Genomic DNA, 24129 nt, shown 5'->3' with positions numbered 1-24129 from the left:
CAGCGTACGGCTTACATCTCGCGTCCGTTGGTATGGATAACCTGTTTTAACCACGCGTAGCTCTTCTTCGGCACGCGCTTCAGGTCTTTCAGGTCGTGGTTTTCCCGGTTGACATAGACCACGCCGTAACGCTTACGCATGTCGCCCTGGGAGCTGAGAATGTCGATTAACCCCCAGCCGAGGTAGCCGATCACCTCTGCCCCGTCCTCGAACATCGCCTCCTTCATGGCATTGATATGCGCCCGGTGGTAGTCGATGCGGTAGGTGTCCTCGATCGGATTGACGCCGTCCCAGGACTCAATCACCCCGATGCCGTTTTCGATCGGGAAGACCGGCATCCGCCAGTCGTTGGCGTAGCGGGTGATGATGGTGCGAAAGCCCAGCGGATCGATCTGCCAGTTCCACTCGGTGGCCTTCAGGTACGGGTTGTTTTTCTCGCCGTGCAGCAGGTAATAGTTCACCGGCGTGCCTTCCGGGATCGCATCGCTGTCCAGCGTTTTGCTGGCGTAGTAGCTGAAGGCCATATAGTCGTTTCTGGTGCGCGCCAGCAGCGCTAAATCCTCGGCGCGGTAGATATCGCCAAAGCCCTCCTGCTCCACCACCGCCATCACCGCCGGGCTGTAGCCCTGCCCTGCGAATACGCGCAGCAGGTTCTGGTTGAGGAACTCGTCGTACTGCTGGGCGCAGAAGATATCGCGCGGTTTGCAGGTGGCCGGGTAGATCAGCTGGTGCGCCAGCATGCCGCCCATCAGCTGGCCCGGTCTGGTCTGGTGCAGATACTCGGTCAGCGCCATGTGCGCCACCATCGTATGGTGCTGCAGCTCGTACAGCTCGCGCAGGGTTTTCTCGCCTTTCATATAGCCGGAAATGCGGAACGCTTCCGGCATATGGAAGATGTTCTGCTCGTTGAAGGTCAGCCAGTACTTCACGCGGTCGCCATAGCAGTCGATCATCTTTTTGCCGTAGCGGATAAAGGCCTCCATCACGCGGCGGTCGTTGAAGCCGTTGTACTCCTGCGCCAGCGCCAGCGGCATATCGAAATGGTACAGGCAGATCATCGGCTCGATGCCGCGGGCGATCAGATCGTCGATAAAACGGTCGTAAAACGCGATGCCTTCGTCGTTGAACGCGCCGTCGCCCTGCGGGCAGACGCGGCTCCAGGAGATCTGGAAGCGGTAGCAGTTCATGCCCAGATCCTGCATCAGGTCGAAATCTTCCCGGTAGCGGTGATAGGAGTCGGTCGCGACTTTCCAGTCGGAGACGTTCTCCCCGGCTTCGCGAATGTCATACACCGACATCCCCTTCCCGCCCTCATTCCAGGCACCTTCCGTCTGCATGCTTGACACCGAGTTGCCCCATAAAAAATTGGCCGGCAGCTGATTGTTCATGTTTCCTCCCTATATGACTAGTCATTTAAAATATAATGACTAGTCATATAGGCGAAGATGAAAGGACGATCAAAGAGGAGGAGCGTTTTTTGTGAGCAATGCGGGAAAAAAAGCCCCGGTTAGCGATGCACTACCGGGGCAAGGAAGGTTATTGTTGCGCGAGCTGATTGCGGCGATATTCACCCTGCCGCTCCAGCATCCAGCCCGGGTATTCGCGCGGCAGCGCGCTCACCGCATCAAGCTGCTTAAGCTCGTCTTCGCTCAGGCGGATCCCGGTGGCGGCAATGTTGTCGTCCAGCTGTTCAACGCGTTTCGCGCCAATGATGACGCTGGTCACCGCTTTCTGGTGCAGCAGCCACGCCAGCGCGATTTGCGCGACGGAGACACCCTTGCTTTCGGCGATAGTGCGCATTACGTCCACGCAGTCGAAGGCGCGGTCTTTATTCACCGGCGGGAAGTCGAACTCCAGACGGCGACCACCGGCTTCGCTCTGCCCGTCGCGGCCATATTTTCCGCTCAGCAGGCCGCCCGCCAGCGGGCTCCAGACCATCAGCCCGACGCCTTCGCTCTGCATCATCGGCACCAGCTCGCGCTCAAGATCGCGTCCGGCGATGGTGTAATAGGCCTGGAGGGATGCGAAGCGCGCCAGCCCAAGACGTTCAGAAATACCGAGCGCTTTGGCAATCTGCCACGCCGCCCAGTTCGATACGCCGATGTAGCGCACGTGGCCGTGCTGCACCAGGTTATCCAGCGCATACAACGTCTCTTCAATCGGCGTGGCCGGGTCGAAGCCGTGCAGCTGGTAGAGATCGATATGATCGAGCTGCATGCGGCGCAGGCTCTCCTTCACGCTGCTGATGATGTGATAGCGCGAGCTGCCGCGCGAGTTCACCCCGGCCGTTCCCGTTTCGCCGAACACTTTCGTGGCGACCACCACGTTCTCGCGCGGGATCTTCAGGTTTTTCAGCGCCTGACCGGTGATCTCCTCCGAGCGTCCTTCCGAGTAAACGTCCGCGGTGTCGATAAAGTTGATCCCGGCATCCAGCGCGCGGCCCACCAGCTGCTCGGCTTCACTTTGCTGGAGCTGGCCAATCTTGCCCCACATGCCGCCCTCGCCGCCGAAGGTCATGGTGCCGAGGCATAGTTCAGAAACAAACAGACCGGTGTTGCCCAGTTTTTGATAACGCATAACTTATTCCTCGCATGTCGATTGGGTATCCGATAGTTATACCCGCCGCTCAGCCATCGCGAATGTGGTGTTCCTGTCCGTTTCTTGCCCAATCCTCTGAATTTATCCGCGCGGGGCGTCGCCAAAGACGCTGTAGTCCGGTAACTGCACCTGCTGATACGGCTCCCAGCCGCCGCCGAGGGCCTTGTAGAGCGCCACCAGATCGAGCGCGCTCTGCACCTGCGCCTGTGCGCGCTGCTGCTGGGCCTGCGCCAGCTGACGCTGGGCGTCCAGCACGTCGATAAAGCTGGCAATCCCCTGCCGGTAGCTGTCGCTTGCCAGGTCAAAGGCGTTTTGCAGGGCGTCGATCGTTTTTGCGAGACCCGCTTCACGCTGCTGGTCGGTGCGATAGCTCACCAGCGCGTTTTCCACATCCCCGAGCGCGGTCAGCACCGTCTGCCGATAGTCCAGCACCGCCGCTCCCTGCTGCGCGCGCGCCACCTTGACGCTGGAGACCAGTCGACCGCCCTGGAAGATGGGAATGGAGACCTGCGGGCCGAAGCTGTAGAAGTGGCTGCTCCAGTCGGTCAGCCAGTTGGTTTCGCTGTTACGCAGGCCAAACTGCCCGGAGAGCGTAAAGCTCGGGAACAGCTCCGCCACCGAGACGCCGATTTGCGCCGTGGCGGCGTGGAGGTTCGCCTCCGCTTCGCGCACGTCCGGACGGCGTCGCGCCAGCGTGGATGGAATGCCGGTCTGCACGATATCCGGCAGGGCCGGCATCGGCTGCACGCTTTGCAATTCCGCATCCAGCGCCCCCGGCGGCTTACCGAGCAGGATCGCCAGGCCGTTCATCGCCTGCCGCTCCTGCGCCTGATATTGCGGAAGCTGGGCCTCAAGGTTGCCTAACTGCGCCCGGGCATTTTCCACATCCATCTGCGGCGACAGACCGCCGCGCTGGCGGCTTTCCGTCAGATCCAGCGTCTGCTGCGCGCTTTTAATCTGGGTGTTCAGCGTGGCGATAATGCTCTGCGCCCCGCGCAGCTGGAGCCACGCGCGCGCCACTTCGGCCTCCAGCGACACCAGCGCGTCGTTACGCTGCTCGATGGCGGCTTTCTGCTGCGCTTCGGCGGCTTCCACCTGACGACGCACCTTGCCCCACAGGTCAATTTCCCACTGGGCGTCGAAGCTGCCCTGGTAGAGGTTAATCGGCTGCGTCAGCGGCCCCAGCGCGCCTTTCAGGTTGGGATCGATGCTATCCACCTGGTCGTACACGCCGTGAGATTTCAGCTCTCCTTCCAGGCCAAGCTGCTGGCGCGTCGCCTGCAGATTGCCGTTGACCGACGGATAAAACGCCCCGCCCGCCTGGTGAATCTGCTCTCGTGCCCCGGCGATGCGCAGCACCGTCTGCTGCAGCGTCAGGTTTCCGGCGATCGCACGTTCAACCAGGCTGTCGAGCTGCGGCGAGCCGAAGGTCTTCCACCAGCGCGGGTTGGTCGCGGCGGAGGTAGTTTGCGATTTCACCGCGCTGTCGCCCTTATCGTTCCAGTGCGTAACGGCGGGCGGCGCAGGCTGCTGGTAGTCCGGCCCGACGGCGCAGCCCGCCAGCAGCATCATTATCATCAGGGGGTGTAAACGTCTGTGTATCATCAATGTGCTCCTGCACTCCCCTCGCTCTTAACCGGCGAGAGCAACAAACAAAACGGAATCAGTAACAAGGCCACCGCGCTCAGAATGGTAAAGACGTCGATGTAGGCCAGGAAGCGCGACTGCTCGATCATCGTCTGGTACATGCGTCCGGTGGCGATGCCGGTGGGGTCGCCCACCTGGGTGGTGAAGTTCTGGATCGCCTGGGCGCTTTCGCGTATCGCCTGCTGGAACTGCTCGTTAAGCGGCGAGGCGTGGTACGCCAGATGCGCGCTGTGCGCCTGCGCGCGTTCGGTGATGGCCGCCGTCGAAAGGGATATGCCAATCGAACCCGCTACGTTGCGGAACATGGTAAACAGCGCCGCCGCATCGGCATTCAGCCGCCTCGGTATCGAGATAAACGCAATAGTCGTGAGCGGCACAAACAGGAACCCCAGCCCTATCGACTGGGCGCTGCGGAACAGCACCAGCGTTTCGAAGTCGATATCCGGCGTCAGCGTTCGCGACCAGAAGAACGACACCGCCAGACAGGTAAAGCCAAAGGCGATAATCCAGCGCGTCTGCACCACCGGCATCAGCTTCAGCACCAGCGGAATGGTTAACACAATCAGCACCGCGCCGGGCGACAGCACCAGCCCCGACCAGGTAGCGGTGTAGCCCAGGTCCTGCTGCGCCAGCTGCGGGATAACAACCGAGCTGCCGTACAAAATCATCGCCATCCCCGCCATCAGCAGGCTGGAGATGGCAAAGTTGCGGTCCTTCATGCAGTGCAGATCCACCACCGGCTTTCTGGCATATACCAGCCAGTAGATGGCGCCGATAATGCCGACAAGCGTCAACACGCCGAAGGTGCGGATAAAGTTCGAGTAGAACCAGTCCTCATCTTCTCCCCGGTCGAGCATCACCTGCAGACAGCCAAGCCCTAAGGCGATCAGGCCGATCCCCGTCCAGTCGATAGTCAGCTTCTCTTTAGACTTGCTCTCCCACGGCGGATCTTCCAGCAGTTGGTAGATCGCCAGCACCGTAACAATCCCCACCGGAATATTGATAAAGAACACCCAGCGCCAGGAATAGTTGTCGGTGATCCAACCGCCCAGCGTCGGGCCGAGCACCGGCGCAACGATAATCGCAATGGAGGACAGACCAAACGCTTTGCCCCGGTCTTCGGGTTTGAAGTAGTCGAGCAGTACCGACTGCTGCGTGGGCTGCAGCCCGCCGCCAAAAAAGCCCTGCATCACGCGGAACAGGATGATCTGCCACAGCTCGGTGGCAATCCCGCACAGGAACGAGCAGACGGTAAACATGACGATGCAGATCAGGAAGAACTGCTTGCGGCCAAACACCCGGCTCAGAAACGCCGAGATGGGCAGCACGATGCCGTTCGCGACCAGGTAGCTGGTTAACACCCAGGTCGATTCGTCATAGCTGGACGAGAGCGAGCCTGCCACGTGGGGGAGCGCCACGTTGACGATGGTGGTGTCCAGAATTTCCATAAACACCGCCAGGGTGACGACAATCGCCACCGCCCACGGATTGCTGGCGGGTTTCCAGCTGTCGTGGCTGTGATCCGTCATTCCACCGTCACCTTCGGTGCAACCGACAGCCCCAGCGGCAGCGGTTTGTTTGGATCCAGGCCCTTATCAATCACGATTTTGACCGGCACGCGCTGCACAATTTTGACGAAGTTACCGGTGGCATTTTCAGCCGGGAAGACGGAGAAGCGCGAGCCGCTGCCCTGCTGGATACTGTCTACGTGGCCCTCAAGCTCCATATCCGGCCACGCGTCCACGGACACGGTGACCTTATCGCCCGGCTTCATGCGTTCAAGCTGCGACTCTTTAAAGTTCGCGACCACCCACACGTTCGGGGAAACCAGCGAGAACAGCGCCGTTCCCGCCTGCACCAGCGTGCCGGGCTGCACGTTGCGTTTGGTGACAAAACCGTCGAACGGGGCGCGGACTTCGGTATAGGAGAGATTAAGGTTGGCGGTTTCCAGCTGCGCTTTAGCCTGATCGACCTGACGCTCGCGCGCTTCAACGTTGGTTTCCTGCTGGCGGATTTGCAGCTGTACCTGCTCTGCCACTTCCAGCTGCGCCTGAGCGCTGGCCAGCCCTGCCTGCGCGCTGCGCAGTTGAGCATTCGCGGAATCAATACTTTGCTGGGTGGTCGCACGCGGGTCGACGCCGCGCTGACGACGGTACTCCGCCTGCGCGTTCGCCAGATCGGCCTGCGCTTTCAGCACCTGCGCTTTGGCTTCGTCACGCTGGGCGGGATACTGGACTTTTGAAAGCGCCAGCTGCGCCTGGGCCTGATGCAGCTGCGCGATAGCCAGCCCAAGCTGGGCCTGAGCCTGATCGCGCTGCGCGGTGGTGTCCCGCGGATCGATAACCACCAGCAGATCGCCCTTTTTCACGCGCTGGTTATCGCGCACGCGCAGCTCGGTAACGTAGCCCGCCGTTTTGGGGGCAATCGTCACCACGTCGCCGTCGGTAAAGGCGTCGTCGGTCGTCTCTTCGTTACGGGTTAAAAACCACCAGACCAGCGCCACGACGACCATTACCACGACGACAATGCCGAGGATAATTAACGGTTTCTTGCCCGGGCGCTTACGCTCATTATTGTTTTTGTCCTGCTCGTCAGCAGGCGAGTTTTGATCTTCAGCCATAGTTCAGCAACGGTCCTGTCAGTGAGCGGCATCACACTATGCCGTTCACTAAAGCTAGGACGTTGCTATACGTTTGCCAGGAAAAACTGACAAATTGCGCACTATATGAGAAGGAATATTCCGAAACCGATCGCCGCGGCCCAAACCAGCATCGGAATCGACCAGATGTGGAAACGCCACCAGATACGACGATCGTTGGCCATGCGCAGGGCTATCAGGTTTGCCAGCGAGCCGGGCAGCAGCCCAAACCCGCCGATGTTCACCGCCCAGGCCAGAAGCGTGTCCGGCGGAACGTAGTTGAGCAGCAGAATGGTGGAAGGCACGTTGCTGATAAACTGCGACAGGCCAATCGCCGTCAGCCACAGCCCTGCCTGCGGCAGACTGCTGACGCTGTGCAGAACGGTTTGCAGCACCGGGAGCTGAATAAGCAGATGCACGTCGATGAACATCGCCATAAAGACCAGCAGCAGCGTCCAGTCCACGCTCACCAGCACGCGACGCGCCAGGACGACAAACCCCGCGGCAACGAGCAGGACGCCCGCCAGCTCATACTTCAGCTCCAGCGCGAACAGAAAGACGATATATAACCCAAGGCAGCTCCACACCAGACGCGGCTGCCACTGCGGGCCGGTTGTGCCGCTGTGGTACTGCAGCTTTTTATCCGGAAACGCGAACCAGCACACCGCCATCAGCGAAAGCATCATCACCAGCGCCAGAGGGGCCATCTGCCAGGTAAAGGCGGCAAACGACAGACCGGACCGTCCCCACAGAAGGATATTTTGCGGGTTGCCGATAGGCGTCAGAAGCGAGCCCGCATTGACGGCCAGCGCTTCAAAGATGATCAGCCGGCTGACCGGGATCTCGCACAGCTTACGCAGCGTGAGCGTGAGGGGCACGATGATAAACAGCGCCACATCGTTGGTCAGAAACGTCGACAGCACCGCGGCGGAGAACACCATAAACAGGGACAGCCTGCGCTCGGTGGCAAAGCGGCGCACCATTTTACGGCCCAGAACGTCAAAATAGCCGCTCAGCTCGACCCCTTTGGTGAGCATCATCAGGCCGCTCAGGGTAATGATGGTTCGCCAGTCAATCGCGGCGGGCCAAGCGTGTGGCGCAAACGGCACAAAAAGGCTTAACCCTGCGCCAATGAGTAATAAGAGATGGAAGAAACGATCGCGTGCCAGGGCCTGCAGTCCAGGGATTTTCATTCAGCGGAGGGACCATATTTAAGGGTAAATTCGCGAAACTTCACCAGCGTCTCTTCGCTGACGTGGTGTTCCATGCCTTCCGCATCCCGGCGGGCGATCTCCGGGCTGACGCCCAGCACCAGTAAAAAATTCTCGACAAGCTGGTGGCGCTCGCGGCTCTCCTGCGCGAGCTTCTCCCCTTCCGGCGTCAGAAAAACACCGCGCCAGGGGATCATTTCAATTAAGCCCACGGAGGCCAGGCGTTTTAACATTTTAGCGACAGTTGGCTGTGAAACCCCCAGCCTGGCGGCCATATCGACCTGGCGCGCTTCACCAACCTCACGGATCAGATCGGAAATGAGTTCAACATAGTCATCAATCAGTTCACGCCGGTGCGCTTCACGGACCTGGCGAAAACCTTCGACATGTTCTTCAACATTCACCAGTTGCGTCGTTTTCCTGATTGTCGGATGACCTGCGCGACGGTTCATTGTACTTCCTCAGTGGGGTGACGCTTCCAGCGCCCGGTTTCGAGAGCGCACATTGTAAACCATAGCTCCGCAAGCACAAAAAATTAACGAAATAGCCATAGCTATACAATATAGCCTGTGCTATATCTGTATGTAATGCAGTCACCCTTCACGGATCGAAGGGATCAAAACTCAGGAGGTCTTATGAACGAATTCAAGAGGTGCATGACCGTGTTTACCCACTCTCCCTTTAAAGTGCGCTTAATGCTGTTGAACATGCTGTGCGATATGTTTAACAACAAACCGCATCAGGACGACAAACCTTCCCACTAAGCGGCGTTGCGGTACGCCGCTTCATTTTCCCGTCACAATCACGCTGTAAACTGGCTTCCAGCCGCCTTATTCCCGATCTTTTTTGCGGATTTGCAATCCCCTTCGCAAAACATCTGCTTAGCAACTGTTGATATTATTTAGCGCTCGCACTATCTTCTTGCAGCCCTGCACAATTTGCGGCTCGCTGAAGCGGACCCTCATTCCCTCTCCACGCACTGTCAGGCAGGTTATGACCCTTGACGCCAGGGTGAGCACATGGCGTTTTCATCCATGATAGTGACCTATGAATGTAACCCTGATAGATACCGTTGTGACCCGCAGCCGGGCCTTAAGCCCGTGGACGGGTTTTTACTTTTTGCAGTCATTGCTGATTAACTTTGCGCTGGGTTATCCCTTTAGTCTGCTCTACGCGGTGGCTTTCACCTGCGTTCTGCATGTGCTGTGGCGAACCGCACCGCGCGTGCAAAAAGCGTTAATCGGGATCTGCTCGCTGGTCGCTGCACTCTATTTCCCGTTTGGCCAGGCTTACGGCGCGCCAAACTTTAATACCCTGCTGGCGCTGCACTCGACCAATATGGAAGAGTCAACGGAGATCCTGACGATCTTCCCGTGGTACAGCTACGTGGTCGGGATCTTTATCTTCGCGTTGGGCGTTATCGCCATCCGCCGTCAGCCGGGCGAGAAAAAATCCTGGGGTAAGATCGAAATACTCTGTCTGGTGTTCAGCGTTGCCGTGGCGTTTGTCGCCCCCATCCAGAATATTCCCTGGGACGGTAAGCTCAGGCTCACCAATATCGGCTATCCGGTTTTTCGCTTCGTGAAGGACGTCGTTGTCAATAATAAAGAGGTTCTCGACGAACAGGCGCGCATGGCTGAGCTTTCCAATATGAAAGACACCTGGAACGTGCTGGCCGTTAAGCCGAAGTATCACACCTATGTGGTGGTGATTGGGGAAAGTGCCCGTCGCGATGCAATGGGAGCCTTCGGCGGACACTGGGATAACACACCGTTTGCCAGTTCGGTCAAAGGCACGCTGTTTACCGATTATGTTGCGGCCAGCGGCTCGACGCAGAAATCGCTCGGCCTGACGCTTAACCGGGTCGTCGACGGCAAACCTCAGTATCAGGATAATTTTGTCACCCTGGCAAACCGCGCGGGTTATCAGACCTGGTGGTTCTCCAATCAGGGGCAAATTGGCGAATACGATACGGCCATCGCCAGTATCGCCAAACGTGCCGACGAAGTGCAGTTCCTGAAGAACGGCGACTTTGAAGCCGACAAAAATACCAAAGACGAAGCGCTGTTGAAAATGACGGCACAGGTCTTCGCCACTCCGCGCACCCAGCCTCAGCTGATCGTCCTGCACCTGATGGGGTCGCACCCGCAGGCCTGCGATCGGACCGGCGGGAAGTACGCGGAGTTCGTGCAGTCCAAAGAGACCTCTTGCTATCTCTACACCATGACGCAAACCGACGACCTGCTGAGCAAGCTGTACGATCAGCTACGCAATACGGGCGACAGCTTCTCCATGGTCTATTTCTCGGATCATGGGCTGGCGTTTAAAGAGCGTGGTAAAGAGGTGCAGTACCTGGCGCACGATGACAAGTTCCAGCAGAACTTCCAGGTGCCGTTTATGGTGCTGTCGAGTGATGATAAAACGCATCGCGTGATTAAAGCGCGCCGTTCGGCAAATGATTTCCTGCAGTTCTTCTCGCAGTGGACGGGAATTACAGCCGGGCAGATAAAAACGGCTTACCCGTTTGTCTCTAACAAGAAAGCTCCCCCAGTGTACGTTACCAACTTCAAGTTACAGAAAGTTGACTACAACCATCTGGGTACGGATATTTTCGATATTAAGAGTAAGTAGCGGTCCGATACCCTCACCCTGACCCTCTCCCACGGGGAGAGGGAACAACACTAAAAACGGCAACCTGGGGTTGCCGTTTTGCTTTTACTTTCCACAAAAAAAATCCGCCACATTGGGCGGATTTTTTATTAGCTCACCGGAGTGATTAGAAGCGGTAACCTACGCCCGCGATCCAGGTGCCAACGTCAACGTTGCGGATACGGCTCTGCTCATAGGAGAAGTCCAGAGCAACGTCCTGGATTGGGTTGAACTGCAGGCCTGCGCCATAGGAGAAGCCATAGTCGCTGTTGCTTGCAGTGCGGCTTTCGCTCTGGTTTTCAGTCTGCTGGAATTTACCGTAGCCAACACCTACAACACCGTAGATGCTCGCCCAGTCATTCAGACGGTAAGCTGGACCAGCGGTGATACCGTAATACTGGCCTTTGTTGTATGCGCCGTTTTCAGAACGATCTTTCTCGGTGTAGGTGAAAGAACCGATCACGCCCAGTGGATTGTTATCCTGCTCGTAGCGATACTTCAGGTTGAAACCGTTAGCTTTGTTCATCACGCCCTGATAGTCGCTCTGAGCGTAACCACCAGTAACAGTAGAAGTAGCAGCTACAGCGGTACCTGCGGAAACAGCCAGTACAGCGGCCAGTGCTGAAAGACATGCAATTTTTTTCATAACCACCTCAAATGTGCTTCAAGTAAGTCCGTAAGTTTTAAATATATCAAAAAAATTTGCGAAACTCTTTGTGATTCGTGATGTCTAATGAAACCTTTCCTGTAACAGAACGTTTCCAGCGTCAGCTATCTCTTTCAAATCACATGCAATTTTCACTACTAAATGCGCATAGTGCGCGCAAGCGCCGTTACATTCATCCAGATTATTCCTAATCTATCAGGCGATAAATCCACCAGCGCTTAACCATTTTACGGATTTCACGAGGTTTTTTTTCAACAGCACCTCAACCGTTGCCGCTTATTTCCTTTACACTGCAACCTTTACCTCATTTGACATAAGCTGACAGGAGAAAGGATGCCTGGGTTATCCCGCACGTCGTCGGTCTGGTTGCCGGTAGCAGTCATACTCATTGCCATGTTGTCCATTCAAAGCGGTGCTTCGCTTGCAAAATCACTTTTTCCGCTGGTCGGTGCGCCTGGGGTGACTGCCCTGCGTATCGTGCTGGGCACGGTGATACTGGTGGTCATTTTCAAACCCTGGCGTCTGCGCTTCAAAAAGGAGCAGCGTTTACCCCTGCTGTTTTATGGACTCTCCCTTGGGGCAATGAACTATCTGTTCTACCTCTCTATTCAGACGATACCGCTGGGGATCGCCGTCGCGCTGGAGTTTACCGGCCCGCTGGCGGTGGCGCTGTTCTCCTCGCGACGTCCGGTCGATTTTATCTGGGTCGTGTTAGCCGTTCTGGGTTTATGGTTCCTGCTGCCGCTGGGCCAGAGCGTCGCTGAGATCGATCTGACGGGTGCAGCCCTGGCGCTGGGTGCAGGCGCCTGCTGGGCCGTCTATATACTTACGGGCCAGCGTGCAGGAGAAGAGCACGGTCCGGCGACCGTCGCCTTAGGTTCCCTGATCGCAGCCATCGTCTTCGTGCCTATCGGCATGGCGCAGGCAACCGAATCTATCTGGCAATGGTCCGTCATGCCCATCGGGCTGGCGGTCGCGATTCTTTCTACCGCACTCCCCTACTCTCTGGAGATGATTGCCCTTACGCGTCTGCCGACGCGCATATTTGGCACGCTGATGAGCATGGAGCCTGCGCTAGCCGCCATTTCCGGAATGGTGTTTCTCGGCGAAACCCTCACGTTGACCCAGACGCTGGCGCTCTGCTCGATTATCGCGGCATCAATGGGCTCGACGCTCACCATGCGCCCGGAGCCTAAAGTTGAGAAAGTGGATATCAGCTAAGGCCATATATTCTGCATGGCTTCCACGCCATGCAGAATAAAGGCCAGAAAGACAGACGTTATAATTTCTTACACACTTTGCGCTATTTTCGAAATATCCCTCTGCGTTTACATCCCCAATCAGCAATTAAGATTGATCTGTATCAATTTAAAAATTACCCATTGATTTCAATAAATTAAATTCTCAAGCCACTTCTCGCTATTAAACCGATAGGCATAGCCAAACCGCAGAGAAAAAATCCGGTGCTATACTTAGTTCCGTAATTACCTGGGACATAAACATCAAGAGGATATGAGATTATGAGTACCGCTAAACTGGTGAAAACGAAAGCGTCTAATCTGCTTTATACCCGTAACGATGTATCGGATAGCGACAAGAAGGCGACCATTGAGTTGCTGAATCGCCAGGTGATCCAGTTCATCGATCTTTCGCTGATCACCAAACAGGCCCACTGGAATATGCGCGGTGCAAACTTTATTGCCGTTCATGAAATGCTGGATGGCTTCCGCACAGCACTGGTAACCCACCTCGATACGATGGCTGAACGTGCCGTTCAGCTGGGCGGCGTGGCGCTTGGTACCACACAGGTGATCAACAGCAAAACGCCACTGAAGAGTTATCCGCTGGATATCCATACCGTTCAGGATCACCTTAAAGAGCTGGCGGACCGCTATGCGATTGTGGCCAATGACGTGCGCAAAGCGATTGGCGAAGCCAAAGACGAAGATACCGCAGACATTTTCACCGCCGCGTCACGCGACCTTGATCAATTCCTGTGGTTTATCGAATCTAACATCGAGTAATTCATATAATTGCTCTATTAAACCCTCGCCATGACGCGATGCCGTTCACATAAGCGGAGCGGCACTGTGTTTCACTGAATAAATGGTTTTGATATCTTAACCGCCCGCGGCCTTCATGGTCGGGGGCGTTTTATTATGAACAACGCTTCCAGATTTCCACGCAGATGTTCCAGCTTTTTCGAGACGGTTCCTGGTGACGCTCTATTTCCAGCACTGGCATGTCCGTCGCTATAAGCCAGGACGCGATCTTGAGCAAGGTGTTAACGTCGGGTCGAGGATAAAAAAACGGCAGAGCGCATAATCGCTCTGCCGCCAAACGCTAATGCTTAATTTTTCGGCGAAAAAAGAGAGCAAGACATATGATACAAATCATATTTTCAATGAATGTTAAAAAAGCAGCCTCGCTGTTGGCCCTTCACTCGCACGAACAGACGAGGAAGCTTGCTGCCCTTACTGTTCAACGATCGAAATAACATTCCCGGTTCGCAGATCTACCCGCGCAGAGACAGTCTCTTTGACTACGCCACCAAAGGCGTTGGTGCCACGGAATGTGGTATCTATCGTGGCATGCGGATCGTCGGTCAGAACCAGATGATACCGTGTGGAGAGGTGTTTGTAGGAGGAATCATCATGCATGTCGGCTTTGATCATGGCCTCTAACGGACGATAAGCCCCGTTCCAACCGCTAAAATTATCCTGAAATGTATCGAAGTTGATGCGTTTTGCCAGCATCTCAGGACTGGAACGGTATTCAGTGAAACACCAGTTCGCTATCACGGCAAACGGTGTGTCACCCTGCGTGGTGTAGCTGTTCTGGCTCACGCAGGCATAAAACCCCTCTTCTGACGCGACGGGCACCTGACGATATGCCATATAAGCAGCCACAATCTTGTGTCGCGTATCCTTACGCTCCCTACGATACTCGGTAAGGGTTTTATCGGCATATTTGAAAGGCGGCGGGGAGACGTCCGCATTCTGCGGCTGATCCTGTTTTTTCACGACGGCCGGACTGCGGTCGGCCGGTAGCAGGATGGCACTGATTACGCAGAGGCCCAGAAAACCGCCCAGATAAATGGCACTGACTTGCTTACGACCGGGCATTTTGACCAGCGAAGGTTTAATCAGGCCAATAATAAAGGCTACAAACAGAATAAATGCGATTAAAGAAAGAAAAGTGCTCATCGTTATCCTTTTGACTGTATATATCCATTAAAAAACAATGTCATATTATCAGAAAAATAAGATCTAATTAGGGAGTAATTCACTCTTATGCGCCAGCACCGGAAGAGACGTGGCGGTCGTCTTCATTCTGCCGGCAGGATTCTTTCTTCGCATCCGCTCGCTGACCCCTCCGCGTCTGAAGCAGATCATCCGGTAAATACCGTGTACAAAATCGCCTTTCAAGAAGTGCAGTTATCCCGGGTATGCAATATGATAGATGATTCATTTTGCAGTGACTTCAATCCGATGCAGGCCAAATGCATCGGTCTTCTTAAAGGGAGTTTTTTGATGAAAGAAAATAAGCACGTCAGCAAATTCGAAGCAAACCATCTCAATCCTGGTGAAGCCGTTCTGCAGTGGGGAGAAGGTTATATCGGCAAAGTGATGGGACAGGGTAAGGACAAACAGCACAACGGTGCACTGATCGTTACGGGCCAGCGAGTGGCATTCTACCGTAAAGGTTTTCTCGGCGAGGTGATTGAGACTATCCCGTTAAAATCCATTACGTCGATTGAACGCAAGTCCACGCTGGGTCACCGGGTCATTCGGATCCATACTTCCCACGACGATCTGGAATTTAAGATGTTCAGCAAGGATGCAGAACTCGCCCTGATTGAGGCGATTGAAGCTGGCCGCGGAGTAAAGACGGAAACACCAATAGCCGAACCGGCTATGACCCATCAGGATCCCTATGAGCAGCTCAAAAAGCTTTCCGAACTCAAAGAGAGCGGGATCATTTCGGAAGAAGAATTCCAGGCCAAAAAAAGCAAATTAATGGAGCTGATTTAACGTTCCTTCCTCCGGGTTAACTGGGGAAATTATTGGATTCCGCAGCCAATTCACCGGATAACGGTTTTTGCTATCTTAATCGCCCTCGGCCTTGCTGGTCGGGGGCGTTTGTTGCCTCACGCCGTAATAGCGGTCCGCGGCAGCGATGTCAGCACCATTTTCTCCACGCCGTGCACCTCACAAGATATCCCTCAGACATATCAGTACTCTGGCAGTGAAGGTTTCTCTTTCCGTGCCTGTTTTGACACTTTCAGTTTCAGCTGCCTGTCACCTGTGCCATTGGTGAGGGTTTTGCACATCTATGGTGCACACTTTTTGCCTGCACACCTGCAAAAGTGAACGAAATGTAATAATCACCTCACACAACCGTTAACGGAAGATTGTTTTTTCGTCAGAATTTACGCTAAATATCTCCCCGTCAGTTGAGCCAAACGAAGCGCACCAAAACGGTGCTCCAGTATGGTGCAATAACACCTCATTGCCCCATTTATTGTGCAATGCATGACATCATCCCCTTTGCAAAACAATAGCTTGTAAAGTTGGCACGATTTTTTCATTGTGCCACCTGTTCTCGCAGGGGATCGCCCCGTGGATATAAAAGGAAATGCTATGAAGTCTGTATTAAAAGTTTCACTGGCTGCACTTACCCTGGCTTTTGCAGTGTCCTCTCAGGCTGCCGACAAACTGGTTGTGGCGACCGACACGGCGTTCGTTCCGTTTGAATTCAAACAGGGTGATAAATACGTTGGTTTTGATGTGGATCTGTGGGCCGCTATCGCAAAAGAACTCAAGCTGGATTACACCCTGAAGCCTATGGACTTCAGCGGCATCATCCCGGCACTGCAAACCAAAAACGTTGATCTGGCACTGGCAGGCATCACCATTACCGATGAACGTAAAAAAGCGATCGACTTCTCTGACGGCTACTACAAAAGCGGCCTGCTGGTCATGGTCAAAGCCGATAATAACGACGTAAAAAGCGTGAAAGATCTCGACGGCAAAGTGGTGGCAGTGAAGAGCGGCACCGGTTCTGTTGATTACGCGAAAGCAAATATCAAAACCAAAGACCTGCGTCAGTTCCCGAACATCGACAACGCGTACATGGAACTCGGCACCAACCGTGCTGACGCTGTTCTGCACGACACGCCTAACATCCTGTACTTCATTAAGACAGCCGGTAACGGCAAGTTCAAAGCCGTTGGCGAGTCTCTGGAAGCGCAGCAGTACGGTATCGCATTCCCGAAAGGCAGCGACGACCTGCGCACGAAAGTTAACGGCGCGCTGAAAACGCTGAAAGAGAACGGCACCTATAACGAAATCTACAAAAAATGGTTCGGCACCGAGCCTAAATAATAAGACGTAAAATCACGTTCACTCGGGGGCGACCTTTCGCCCCTGCTATTTTTGAAACACGGTAACAGTAACAGGAAATTATCATGCAGTTTGACTGGAGCGCCATCTGGCCTGCCATTCCTATCTTGCTTGAAGGCGCTAAAATGACCCTGTGGATTTCGGTCCTGGGTCTGGTTGGTGGGTTGATTATCGGTCTTGTCGCCGGTTTCGCCCGCACCTACGGCGGCTGGATCGCAAACCACATCGCACTGGTTTTCATCGAAGTGATCCGCGGCACGCCTATTGTCGTGCAGGTCATGTTCATCTACTTCGCCCTGCCAATGGCATTCACCGACCTGCGCATCGACCCGTTCAGCGCGGCCGTTGTCACCATTATGATCAACTCAGGTGCCTATATTGCGGAAATCACCCGCGGTGCGGTGCTGTCGATTCATAAAGGTTTCAGTGAAGCCGGTCTGGCGCTAGGTCTTTCTCGTCGCGAAACGATCCGCCACGTTATTCTGCCGCTGGCGCTGCGTCGCATGCTGCCGCCGCTCGGTAACCAGTGGATCATCAGCATTAAAGATACGTCGCTGTTCATTGTTATCGGCGTGGCCGAGCTGACCCGTCAGGGGCAGGAGATCATTGCAGGCAACTTCCGCGCGCTGGAAATCTGGAGTGCGGTAGCCGTTGTCTACCTGATCATTACTCTGGTTCTGAGCTTCGTTCTGCGTCGTCTTGAAAGAAGGATGAAAATCCTGTGATTGAATTTAAAAACGTTTCCAAGCACTTTGGCCCAACCCAGGTGCTGCACAATATCGATCTGAACATCAAACAGGGTGAAGTGGTGGTGATTATTGGGCCATCCGGCTCCGGTAAATCCACCCTGCTGCGCTGCATCAACAAGCTGGAAGAGATCACCAGCGGCGATCTGATCGTCGACGGCCTGAAGGTAAACGACCCAAAAGTGGACGACCGTCTGATTCGTCAGGAAGCGGGCATGGTGTTCCAGCAGTTCTACCTGTTCCCGCACCTCACGGCGCTGGAAAACGTGATGTTTGGCCCACTGCGCGTGCGCGGTGCCAGCAAAGCGGCGGCGGAAGCGCTGGCAAAAGATCTGCTGGCGAAAGTCGGCCTGGCAGAACGTGCGCACCACTACCCTTCCGAGCTGTCAGGTGGCCAACAGCAGCGTGTGGCGATTGCTCGCGCCCTGGCGGTCAAACCGAAAATGATGCTGTTTGATGAGCCTACGTCCGCACTCGACCCGGAGCTGCGCCACGAGGTGCTGAAAGTCATGCAGGATCTGGCGGAAGAAGGGATGACGATGGTTATCGTGACCCACGAAATCGGCTTTGCTGAAAAAGTGGCGTCCCGCCTGATCTTTATTGATAAAGGCCGTATCGCGGAAGACGGTAACCCGCAGGAATTGATTGCGAACCCGCCGAGCCAGCGTTTGCAGGAGTTCCTGCAGCACGTCTCCTGATCCATCGCTTTACGCTAAGCCGGGCAAGCCCGGCTTTTTTACGCCAGATTGTTCCCAAAAATCCCCCTCCGCGTCCCGACTTCTATACTTATCATTTTGTTCGACATTTTCACCGGAGGACGCCGTGCCGTGGATCCTGCTGCTGTTGATTAGCCTGTTTAGTGCGCCATCGTTCGCCGTCGCGATCCCTGGAGTGACCACCGGGAACACCGCTACCCAGCAAAGTACGCCGCCTCCGGAACCCGATGTTGAACAGAAAAAAGCCGCCTACGGCGCGCTTGCCGACGTCCTTGAAAACGACACCTCCCGGCAGGAGCTCATTGGCCAGCTGCGCAAAGCCGCCGCCACGCCGCCGCAGGAGTCGGTGCCAACCCTCACCCCTCCGCAGGCTGAGGAGCAAAAAACGGTGCTGGAAAACGTCACCGACGTGAGCCGTCACTATGGGGAAGCGCTCTCCTCGCGCTTCGCTCAGCTTTACCGCAACCTGATTGGCTCCCCGCATAAGCCGTTTAACCCGCAAACGTTTACCGCCGCCGCCACGCAGTTCCTGATGCTGGCGGGGGCGGTGTTTCTTTTTTACTGGCTGGTGCGCCTGTGCGCGTGGCCGCTGTACCGCAAAATGGGGCAATGGGGACGCAGAAAGAATCAGCATAAAAGCAGCTGGCTGCACCTGCCGTTGATGATCGCCTCCGCGTTCATCATCGATTTACTGCTGCTGGCGTTGACGCTGTTTTTAGGCCAGATGCTGGCCGACACGCTGAATGCCGGCAACAAAACCATCGCCTTCCAGCAGTCGCTTTTCCTGAATGCCTTTGCCCTGATTGAGTTCTTCAAGGCGCTGCTGCGGTTACTCTTTTGTCCGCACGTGCCGGAGCTGCGGCCTTTCTCCATTCGGGATGCGAGCGCGAAGTACTGGGCGCTGCGCCTGAGCGTGCTCAGCGGGCTGATTGGCTACGGCCTGCTGGTTGCCGTGCCGATCATCTCCAACCAGGTGAACGTCCAGTTTGGCGCGCTGGCAAACGTTCTAATCATGATCTGCATTACCGTCTGGTCGCTGTACCTTATCTTCCACAATAAAAAAACCATTACCCAAAGCCTGTTGAATCTGGCCGATCGTTCCCTCTCGTTCTTTAGCCTCTTTATCCGCGCGTTCGCCCTGGTGTGGCACTGGCTGGCAAGCGATTACTTCATCGTGCTGTGCTTCTTCTCGCTGTTCGACCCGGGCAATAGCCTGAAGTTTATGATGGGAGCGACGTTCAAAAGCCTGGCCATTATCGGCATCGCGGCGTTTGTGTCAGGGCTGCTGTCGCGCTGGATCTCGAAAACCATCACCCTGTCGCCGCAGGTCCAGCGTAATTACCCGGAACTGCAAAAGCGGGTAAACGGCTGGATGTCGGTATCGCTCAAGGTGGCGCGCATTCTCACCGTCTGCGTGGCGATTATGCTGCTCCTGAATGCATGGAGCCTGTTTGATTTCTGGAACTGGCTGCACAACGGTGCGGGTGAAAAAACGGTCGATATCCTGATTCGCATCGCGCTGATTTTATTCTTCTCCGCCGTCGGCTGGACGCTGCTGGCGAGCCTTATTGAGAACCGCCTGGTATCGGATATTCACGGCAGGCCCCTGCCCAGCGCACGGGCAAGAACGCTGTTAACCCTGTTCCGCAACGCGCTGGCGGTGATTATCAGCACCATCACCATCATGATCGTGCTGTCGGAAATCGGCGTGAATATCGCCCCGCTGCTGGCGGGTGCCGGTGCCCTGGGGCTGGCCATCTCCTTCGGCTCTCAAACGCTGGTGAAGGATATTATTACCGGTATCTTCATTCAGTTTGAAAACGGGATGAACACGGGCGATCTGGTGACCATCGGGCCGTTAACCGGCACCGTGGAGAGGATGTCCATCCGCTCGGTTGGCGTGCGTCAGGACACCGGGGCGTACCACATCATTCCCTGGTCTTCGATCACCACCTTCGCCAACTTTGTGCGCGGCATTGGTTCCGTTGTGGCGAACTACGATGTGGATCGCCACGAGGATGCGGACAAAGCGAAGCAGGCACTGCGCGATGCGGTAGAAGAACTGATGGAGATGGAGGATATTCGCGGGCTGGTGATCGGAGAGCCGTCATTTGCCGGCATCGTCGGGCTGACGAACACAGCCTTTACCCTGCGCGTGTCGTTCACCACCCAGCCGCTGAAGCAGTGGACGGTGCGCTTTGCGCTCGACAGCATGGTGAAAAAACACTTTGATCTGGCGAACGTGCGGATGCCCGTGCAGACGTATCAGGTATTGCCGCCGCCCGCATCGCCGCTCCCTCCGCAGGAGCCGACGCTGTGACCTGGTTGCCGGGTGGCGGCTTCGCCTTACCCGGCCTACGACGGAGTGCTATTTGCGACGTTTGTTGTTGTCCATAAACGTCCAGGCGATAAAGCGGCTCTGTTTCTGGCCCTGCGCCATCTCTTTTTTCACCACTTTTACGGCGCCCGCTTCGGTCAGCGCGCGGTAGAGCGGCGGCAGGTTATCCCCCCGGGAAACCAGCGTCGTAAACCACTTCACCTGACGGCTAAACTGTTTGCTTTCCGCAATCATGCGCAGGATAAACGCCACTTCGCCCCCTTCACACCAGAGCTCCTGCTGCTGTCCGCCGAAGTTCAGCGCGGCATCTTCAGCCTGACCCAGGTTACGGCGCTTGCGCTCGCTGCCCGCACGGGCCGATGCCGCCGAATCATGGAACGGCGGGTTGCACATCGTGGCGTCATAGCTTTCGTTTTTGTGAATAATGCCGTTGAATATCGACGCCGCGTCTTTCTGACGACGCAGGCGAATGGCGCGGCTCAATCCCGGGTTAGCGCTGATAATCGCCTGGGCGCTGGCAAAGGCCTCGTCACCGATTTCGCTTCCGGTAAAGCGCCACTGATATTCATGCGCCCCTATCAGCGGGTAAATCAGGTTCGCACCGGTGCCAATATCCAGGATGGTGGCCTGCTGTGGAACGACACCCTCATTGCCTTCGGCAAGGAGGTCGGCAAGGTGATGTACGTAGTCAGCGCGGCCCGGCACAGGTGGACAGAGAAAGCCTTCCGGGATATCCCAGTGAGCTACACCGTAAAAATGCGCCAGCAGGGCTTTGTTCAGCATTTTAACCGCCTGCGGGTCAGCAAAGTTGACCGAGGATTCACCCGCAGGGGTCTGAACAAGATAGTCCTGCAGCGGCGGGCAGCTCAGGCATAACGCGTTCATGTCGTAGCGGCTGCGGTGGCGATTTCGCGGGTGCAATCCCGGCTTTTGGGCAGTCATGGCATTCTCCTTTAAACAGCGGCGTAAGATACTCTTTGCTGGCCCAACGGTAAATCTTTCTCTGCTACACTCAAAAACCCGCCATAAATCAAACACCTTTATGTCTATGATCCGTCAGCGAATTGTCAATTTACATTGTTCAAAAAATAAGCAGATCATCATCAAATATTTGCGCTAAGTCACACTCGTCAGGCTTCTAAACTTAAAGGGAATCACCTGTTGTTTCCTCATGAGGATGTGATTATGAAAAAGTACCTGACCCTTGCTGTTATCGCAGCCGCCCTGGCGACCGCGTCCTTCTCTGCCATGGCCGTTCAGTCACTGACCCAAAGTACCGATACGAGCCAGCTACGTGCTGCGGGCACCGTTTCGGTAAGCCGTGCCAGTAACCTTGACGATCTACAGGATAAGCTCGCCGAAAAAGCCCGTCAGGAAGGTGCAAAAGGATTCGTGGTGAACTCCGCTGGCGGAGATAACCATATGTACGGCACTGCGACCATTTATAAATAATCTGTCTCTTCCACAAGACTGCATCTGCTCAACGGGTGCAGTTCACTTCTCTCTTCGCCTTGATTGTTCATTTTTTAACCCCATAGTAAACATATGGCCTAAACCGATTTCAGGAGGACGCTATGGCTTCCGGCTGGGCAAATGACGACGCTGTTAACGAACAGATCAACAGTACTATTGAAGATGCGGTTGCGCGTGCCCGCGGTGAAATTCCGCGCGGTGAAAGCCTAACGGAATGCGAAGAATGCGGAGAACCCATTCCGGAGGCGCGCCGAAAAGCCATTCCCGGCGTGCGGCTTTGCATTACGTGCCAGCAGCATAAAGATTCAAAAAATGCATCACACTCGGGATATAATCGCAGAGGTTCGAAAGATAGCCAGTTACGTTGACTTTGCTTTACCAAAGCTAACCGAGCGCGCGCGTTCCTTTACGCTCACGGTTTTTAGCCAGACGCGTAGCAAAACGTGCCCTTCGTATCGCTTCTGTAAAGCGCATCCGCAAGAAGTGTAAAGTGGTGCTTTGAATTTATTAATATTCAATAAGTTATTTGTCATTCAATTTTTTTGAGCAACCACGTCAATTCTCTTCGATTTTATCACTCGCAAAAAACCGTGATACTTATCACATCGACGGAACATCGTCCCCTTAACAGAAACACCTGCGAGAGATTAATTATGAAAACCATCAAATATGCTGTAGCTGCTGTTGCCCTGTCCGCTCTGTCTTTCGGCGCTTTCGCCGTCGAGCCTGTCTCTTCTACTCAGGCACAGAACATGAACAAAGTCGGTGTGGTGAGTGCTGATGGCGCAACCACCCTGGACGGTCTGGAAGCCAAACTGGCTGAGAAAGCCGCTGCTGCCGGTGCAAGCGGATACACCATTACCTCCGCTAACGGCAATAACAAGCTGAGCGGTACCGCGGTTATCTACAAATAATCGACTGAACGAATGCTGTACCCTCGCCATACCCTCTGGTGAGCTGCTCCACCCTCATTGACCCTGTTGTTGTTACCCTTGCTTGCCCGTCCGCCACTGGACGGGCTTTTTTTGTCTAAAACGCCTGCGCCACGCGTTCAAGGCCGGCCTGGACGGATTCCACTTCTCCGGTTGCCAGCAAACAGCAGGCCATCTGCAGCTTTATGGAATGCGGAACAGGAACATTTCCGGCGAGGCACTGCTCAATCCAGTGGGCTGTGGTATGGGGATCTTTTGCCTCAGGCAATATCACACCGCTATTCTCTTCCCCGCGTTCCAGAACGGCGCGCGTTCCGGCAGAATCGATCAGCATCACCTGCGGACAGCGCTGCGGGTTCGCATAAACCTCGCCTTCCGTGCCGTGCATCAGTAACGCCCTTGCGCCAATTGCCTCAAAGAACTGCCCCACGCGCGCCACGTATTCAGGGTGCGAAACGCTGGAGAGACGCAGGGCGGCATCTTCGCCAAACGGCGTGGCCAGTTTCGCCAGCGTGTGCGCGCTGTTGCGCACGCCCATGCGCCAGCGCATATCGAGCTGCTTTTCCAGCGGCGGACAGAGCGTGCCGACCGGGATATAAACAGGCTGATGGCCATCCAGCTTCGCCTGCGCCTGACCGGCATGACGCGTTGGCTCGATGCCCAACATCCCGAAAATGGTTTCCGTCAGCACGCGGGTGGGATCTTCGCTTACGCCGTGCACCACCACCGGAAATCCCAGCTTGTGTAATAAGATTGCGAGCAATGGAGTTAAATTTGCCTGCTTGCGCGCGCCGTTGTAGCTCGGGATCACGATCGGCATGGGTTTTGCCACCGGCGGCGTTAAGCACAGCGTTTGCGCCTGCATGGCTTCATAGAACCCGCGCATCTCCGCTTCACCTTCGCCTTTGATACGCAGCGCGATCAGAATGCCCCCCATCTCCAGGTCTGGGACGTCGCCCTCCAGCATGCGGGTATAAAGCGCACGCGCGGTTTCATGGTCCAGATCGCGGGCATGATTTTTCCCGCGCCCTACCTCTTTGATAATTTTGCGATAATCCACGACATTTCTCCTTACAGCAGGTTATCAACAATATAGCCCTGATGATGAC

The 24129-nt window shown here is 55.5% G+C and carries 23 protein-coding genes and 1 pseudogene; 12 read left to right on the top strand and 12 right to left on the bottom strand.

The window, feature by feature from the left end; all coding sequences use genetic code 11:
- Positions 1-11: 11 nt before the first annotated feature.
- The 7 genes from ACMWLG_RS00320 to mntR form a co-directional block, all read right to left on the bottom strand.
- Positions 12-1388, bottom strand: a complete 1377-nt coding sequence (locus ACMWLG_RS00320) for a glycoside hydrolase family 1 protein (protein ID WP_045403741.1) — start codon at positions 1386-1388, stop codon at positions 12-14.
- Positions 1389-1536: 148 nt separating this feature from the next.
- A complete protein-coding gene (locus ACMWLG_RS00315) occupies positions 1537-2577 on the bottom strand; it encodes an aldo/keto reductase (RefSeq protein WP_045619664.1) in 1041 nt (346 codons plus the stop codon).
- A 102-nt stretch (positions 2578-2679) separates the two neighbouring features.
- A complete protein-coding gene (locus ACMWLG_RS00310; RefSeq protein ID WP_045403743.1) occupies positions 2680-4203 on the bottom strand; it encodes an efflux transporter outer membrane subunit in 1524 nt (507 codons plus the stop codon).
- Positions 4203-5774, bottom strand: coding sequence for a DHA2 family efflux MFS transporter permease subunit (locus ACMWLG_RS00305; RefSeq protein WP_033145003.1), 1572 nt, complete (start codon positions 5772-5774; stop codon positions 4203-4205). Before ACMWLG_RS00305 ends, ACMWLG_RS00310 begins: the two co-directional genes overlap by 1 nt.
- Complete coding sequence (locus ACMWLG_RS00300) at positions 5771-6865, bottom strand: HlyD family secretion protein (protein ID WP_045403745.1); 1095 nt, start codon at positions 6863-6865, stop codon at positions 5771-5773. Before ACMWLG_RS00300 ends, ACMWLG_RS00305 begins: the two co-directional genes overlap by 4 nt.
- 101 nt (positions 6866-6966) lie before the next feature.
- Entirely contained in the window at positions 6967-8076 is a 1110-nt protein-coding gene (locus ACMWLG_RS00295; protein WP_045403747.1) for an anion transporter, read from the bottom strand.
- Positions 8073-8546 carry a manganese-binding transcriptional regulator MntR gene (gene mntR, locus ACMWLG_RS00290; protein WP_045355726.1) on the bottom strand — a complete coding sequence of 158 codons (474 nt, stop codon included), beginning with the start codon at positions 8544-8546 and terminating at the stop codon, positions 8073-8075. Before mntR ends, ACMWLG_RS00295 begins: the two co-directional genes overlap by 4 nt.
- 183 nt (positions 8547-8729) lie before the next feature.
- Between mntR and mntS the strand changes: the two genes are divergently transcribed.
- Together mntS and ACMWLG_RS00280 are read left to right on the top strand one after the other, a co-directional pair.
- Positions 8730-8858, top strand: a complete 129-nt coding sequence (gene mntS / locus ACMWLG_RS00285; RefSeq protein ID WP_014831181.1) for a manganase accumulation protein MntS — start codon at positions 8730-8732, stop codon at positions 8856-8858.
- 283 nt (positions 8859-9141) lie between these two features.
- Positions 9142-10725, top strand: a complete 1584-nt coding sequence (locus ACMWLG_RS00280) for a phosphoethanolamine transferase (RefSeq protein ID WP_045403749.1) — start codon at positions 9142-9144, stop codon at positions 10723-10725.
- Between the two features lie 145 nt (positions 10726-10870).
- On the opposite strand, the gene ompX is transcribed toward ACMWLG_RS00280, so the two are convergent.
- Positions 10871-11389 (bottom strand): outer membrane protein OmpX, encoded by a 519-nt coding sequence (gene ompX, locus ACMWLG_RS00275; protein ID WP_023310884.1) that lies wholly within the window; start codon positions 11387-11389, stop codon positions 10871-10873.
- 354 nt (positions 11390-11743) lie between these two features.
- Between ompX and rhtA the strand changes: the two genes are divergently transcribed.
- Positions 11744-12631 (top strand): threonine/homoserine exporter RhtA, encoded by an 888-nt coding sequence (gene rhtA, locus ACMWLG_RS00270; RefSeq protein WP_023310883.1) that lies wholly within the window; start codon positions 11744-11746, stop codon positions 12629-12631.
- 299 nt (positions 12632-12930) lie between these two features.
- Complete coding sequence (gene dps, locus ACMWLG_RS00265; protein WP_010428924.1) at positions 12931-13434, top strand: DNA starvation/stationary phase protection protein Dps; 504 nt, start codon at positions 12931-12933, stop codon at positions 13432-13434.
- A 45-nt stretch (positions 13435-13479) separates the two neighbouring features.
- Here the strand turns inward: dps and ACMWLG_RS00260 are convergent.
- Positions 13480-13684 (bottom strand): annotated as a pseudogene (locus ACMWLG_RS00260) (IS4 family transposase); the annotation flags it as partial.
- Positions 13685-13884: 200 nt separating this feature from the next.
- A complete protein-coding gene (locus ACMWLG_RS00255; RefSeq protein WP_045403751.1) occupies positions 13885-14616 on the bottom strand; it encodes a hypothetical protein in 732 nt (243 codons plus the stop codon).
- A gap of 87 nt (positions 14617-14703) precedes the next feature.
- Here ACMWLG_RS00255 and ACMWLG_RS00250 point away from each other — a divergent pair, with 87 nt between their 5' ends.
- The 5 genes from ACMWLG_RS00250 (at position 14704) to ybiO (ending at position 20597) form a co-directional block, all read left to right on the top strand.
- Entirely contained in the window at positions 14704-15444 is a 741-nt protein-coding gene (locus tag ACMWLG_RS00250; RefSeq protein ID WP_226855144.1) for an SHOCT domain-containing protein, read from the top strand.
- A gap of 609 nt (positions 15445-16053) precedes the next feature.
- On the top strand, positions 16054-16797 hold the full coding sequence (gene glnH / locus ACMWLG_RS00245; protein WP_013097464.1) for a glutamine ABC transporter substrate-binding protein GlnH: 744 nt from the start codon (positions 16054-16056) through the stop codon (positions 16795-16797).
- A gap of 83 nt (positions 16798-16880) precedes the next feature.
- A complete protein-coding gene (gene glnP, locus ACMWLG_RS00240) occupies positions 16881-17540 on the top strand; it encodes a glutamine ABC transporter permease GlnP (RefSeq protein ID WP_014169254.1) in 660 nt (219 codons plus the stop codon).
- The gene (gene glnQ / locus ACMWLG_RS00235) at positions 17537-18259 is read left to right on the top strand and encodes a glutamine ABC transporter ATP-binding protein GlnQ (protein WP_023310879.1); all 723 of its coding nucleotides are present in this window, start codon (positions 17537-17539) and stop codon (positions 18257-18259) included. Before glnP ends, glnQ begins: the two co-directional genes overlap by 4 nt.
- Before the next feature lie 124 nt (positions 18260-18383).
- Positions 18384-20597, top strand: coding sequence for a mechanosensitive channel protein (gene ybiO / locus ACMWLG_RS00230; RefSeq protein ID WP_414762933.1), 2214 nt, complete (start codon positions 18384-18386; stop codon positions 20595-20597).
- Between the two features lie 48 nt (positions 20598-20645).
- On the opposite strand, the gene rlmF is transcribed toward ybiO, so the two are convergent.
- The gene (gene rlmF, locus ACMWLG_RS00225) at positions 20646-21557 is read right to left on the bottom strand and encodes a 23S rRNA (adenine(1618)-N(6))-methyltransferase RlmF (RefSeq protein WP_023310877.1); all 912 of its coding nucleotides are present in this window, start codon (positions 21555-21557) and stop codon (positions 20646-20648) included.
- Positions 21558-21800: 243 nt separating this feature from the next.
- On the opposite strand from rlmF, the gene mcbA reads away from it, so the two are divergent.
- The 3 genes from mcbA (at position 21801) to ybiJ (ending at position 23002) form a co-directional block, all read left to right on the top strand.
- Positions 21801-22067: a DUF1471 family periplasmic protein McbA gene (gene mcbA, locus ACMWLG_RS00220; protein WP_023310876.1), complete on the top strand. Its 267-nt coding sequence runs from the start codon at positions 21801-21803 to the stop codon at positions 22065-22067.
- A 122-nt stretch (positions 22068-22189) separates the two neighbouring features.
- Positions 22190-22456: a DksA/TraR family C4-type zinc finger protein gene (locus ACMWLG_RS00215; protein ID WP_029739810.1), complete on the top strand. Its 267-nt coding sequence runs from the start codon at positions 22190-22192 to the stop codon at positions 22454-22456.
- A gap of 285 nt (positions 22457-22741) precedes the next feature.
- Positions 22742-23002, top strand: a complete 261-nt coding sequence (gene ybiJ, locus ACMWLG_RS00210; RefSeq protein ID WP_023310874.1) for a DUF1471 family protein YbiJ — start codon at positions 22742-22744, stop codon at positions 23000-23002.
- Positions 23003-23117: 115 nt separating this feature from the next.
- Here the strand turns inward: ybiJ and ybiB are convergent, their stop codons facing one another.
- Complete coding sequence (gene ybiB / locus ACMWLG_RS00205; protein ID WP_045403759.1) at positions 23118-24080, bottom strand: DNA-binding protein YbiB; 963 nt, start codon at positions 24078-24080, stop codon at positions 23118-23120.
- Positions 24081-24129: the final 49 nt, after the last annotated feature.

Source organism: Enterobacter sp. 01-M-02-SI-ECC (genome assembly GCF_047530595.1).
Classification (GTDB): domain Bacteria; phylum Pseudomonadota; class Gammaproteobacteria; order Enterobacterales; family Enterobacteriaceae; genus Enterobacter; species Enterobacter cloacae_M.
This window is presented reverse-complemented; position numbering and strand designations above follow the sequence as displayed.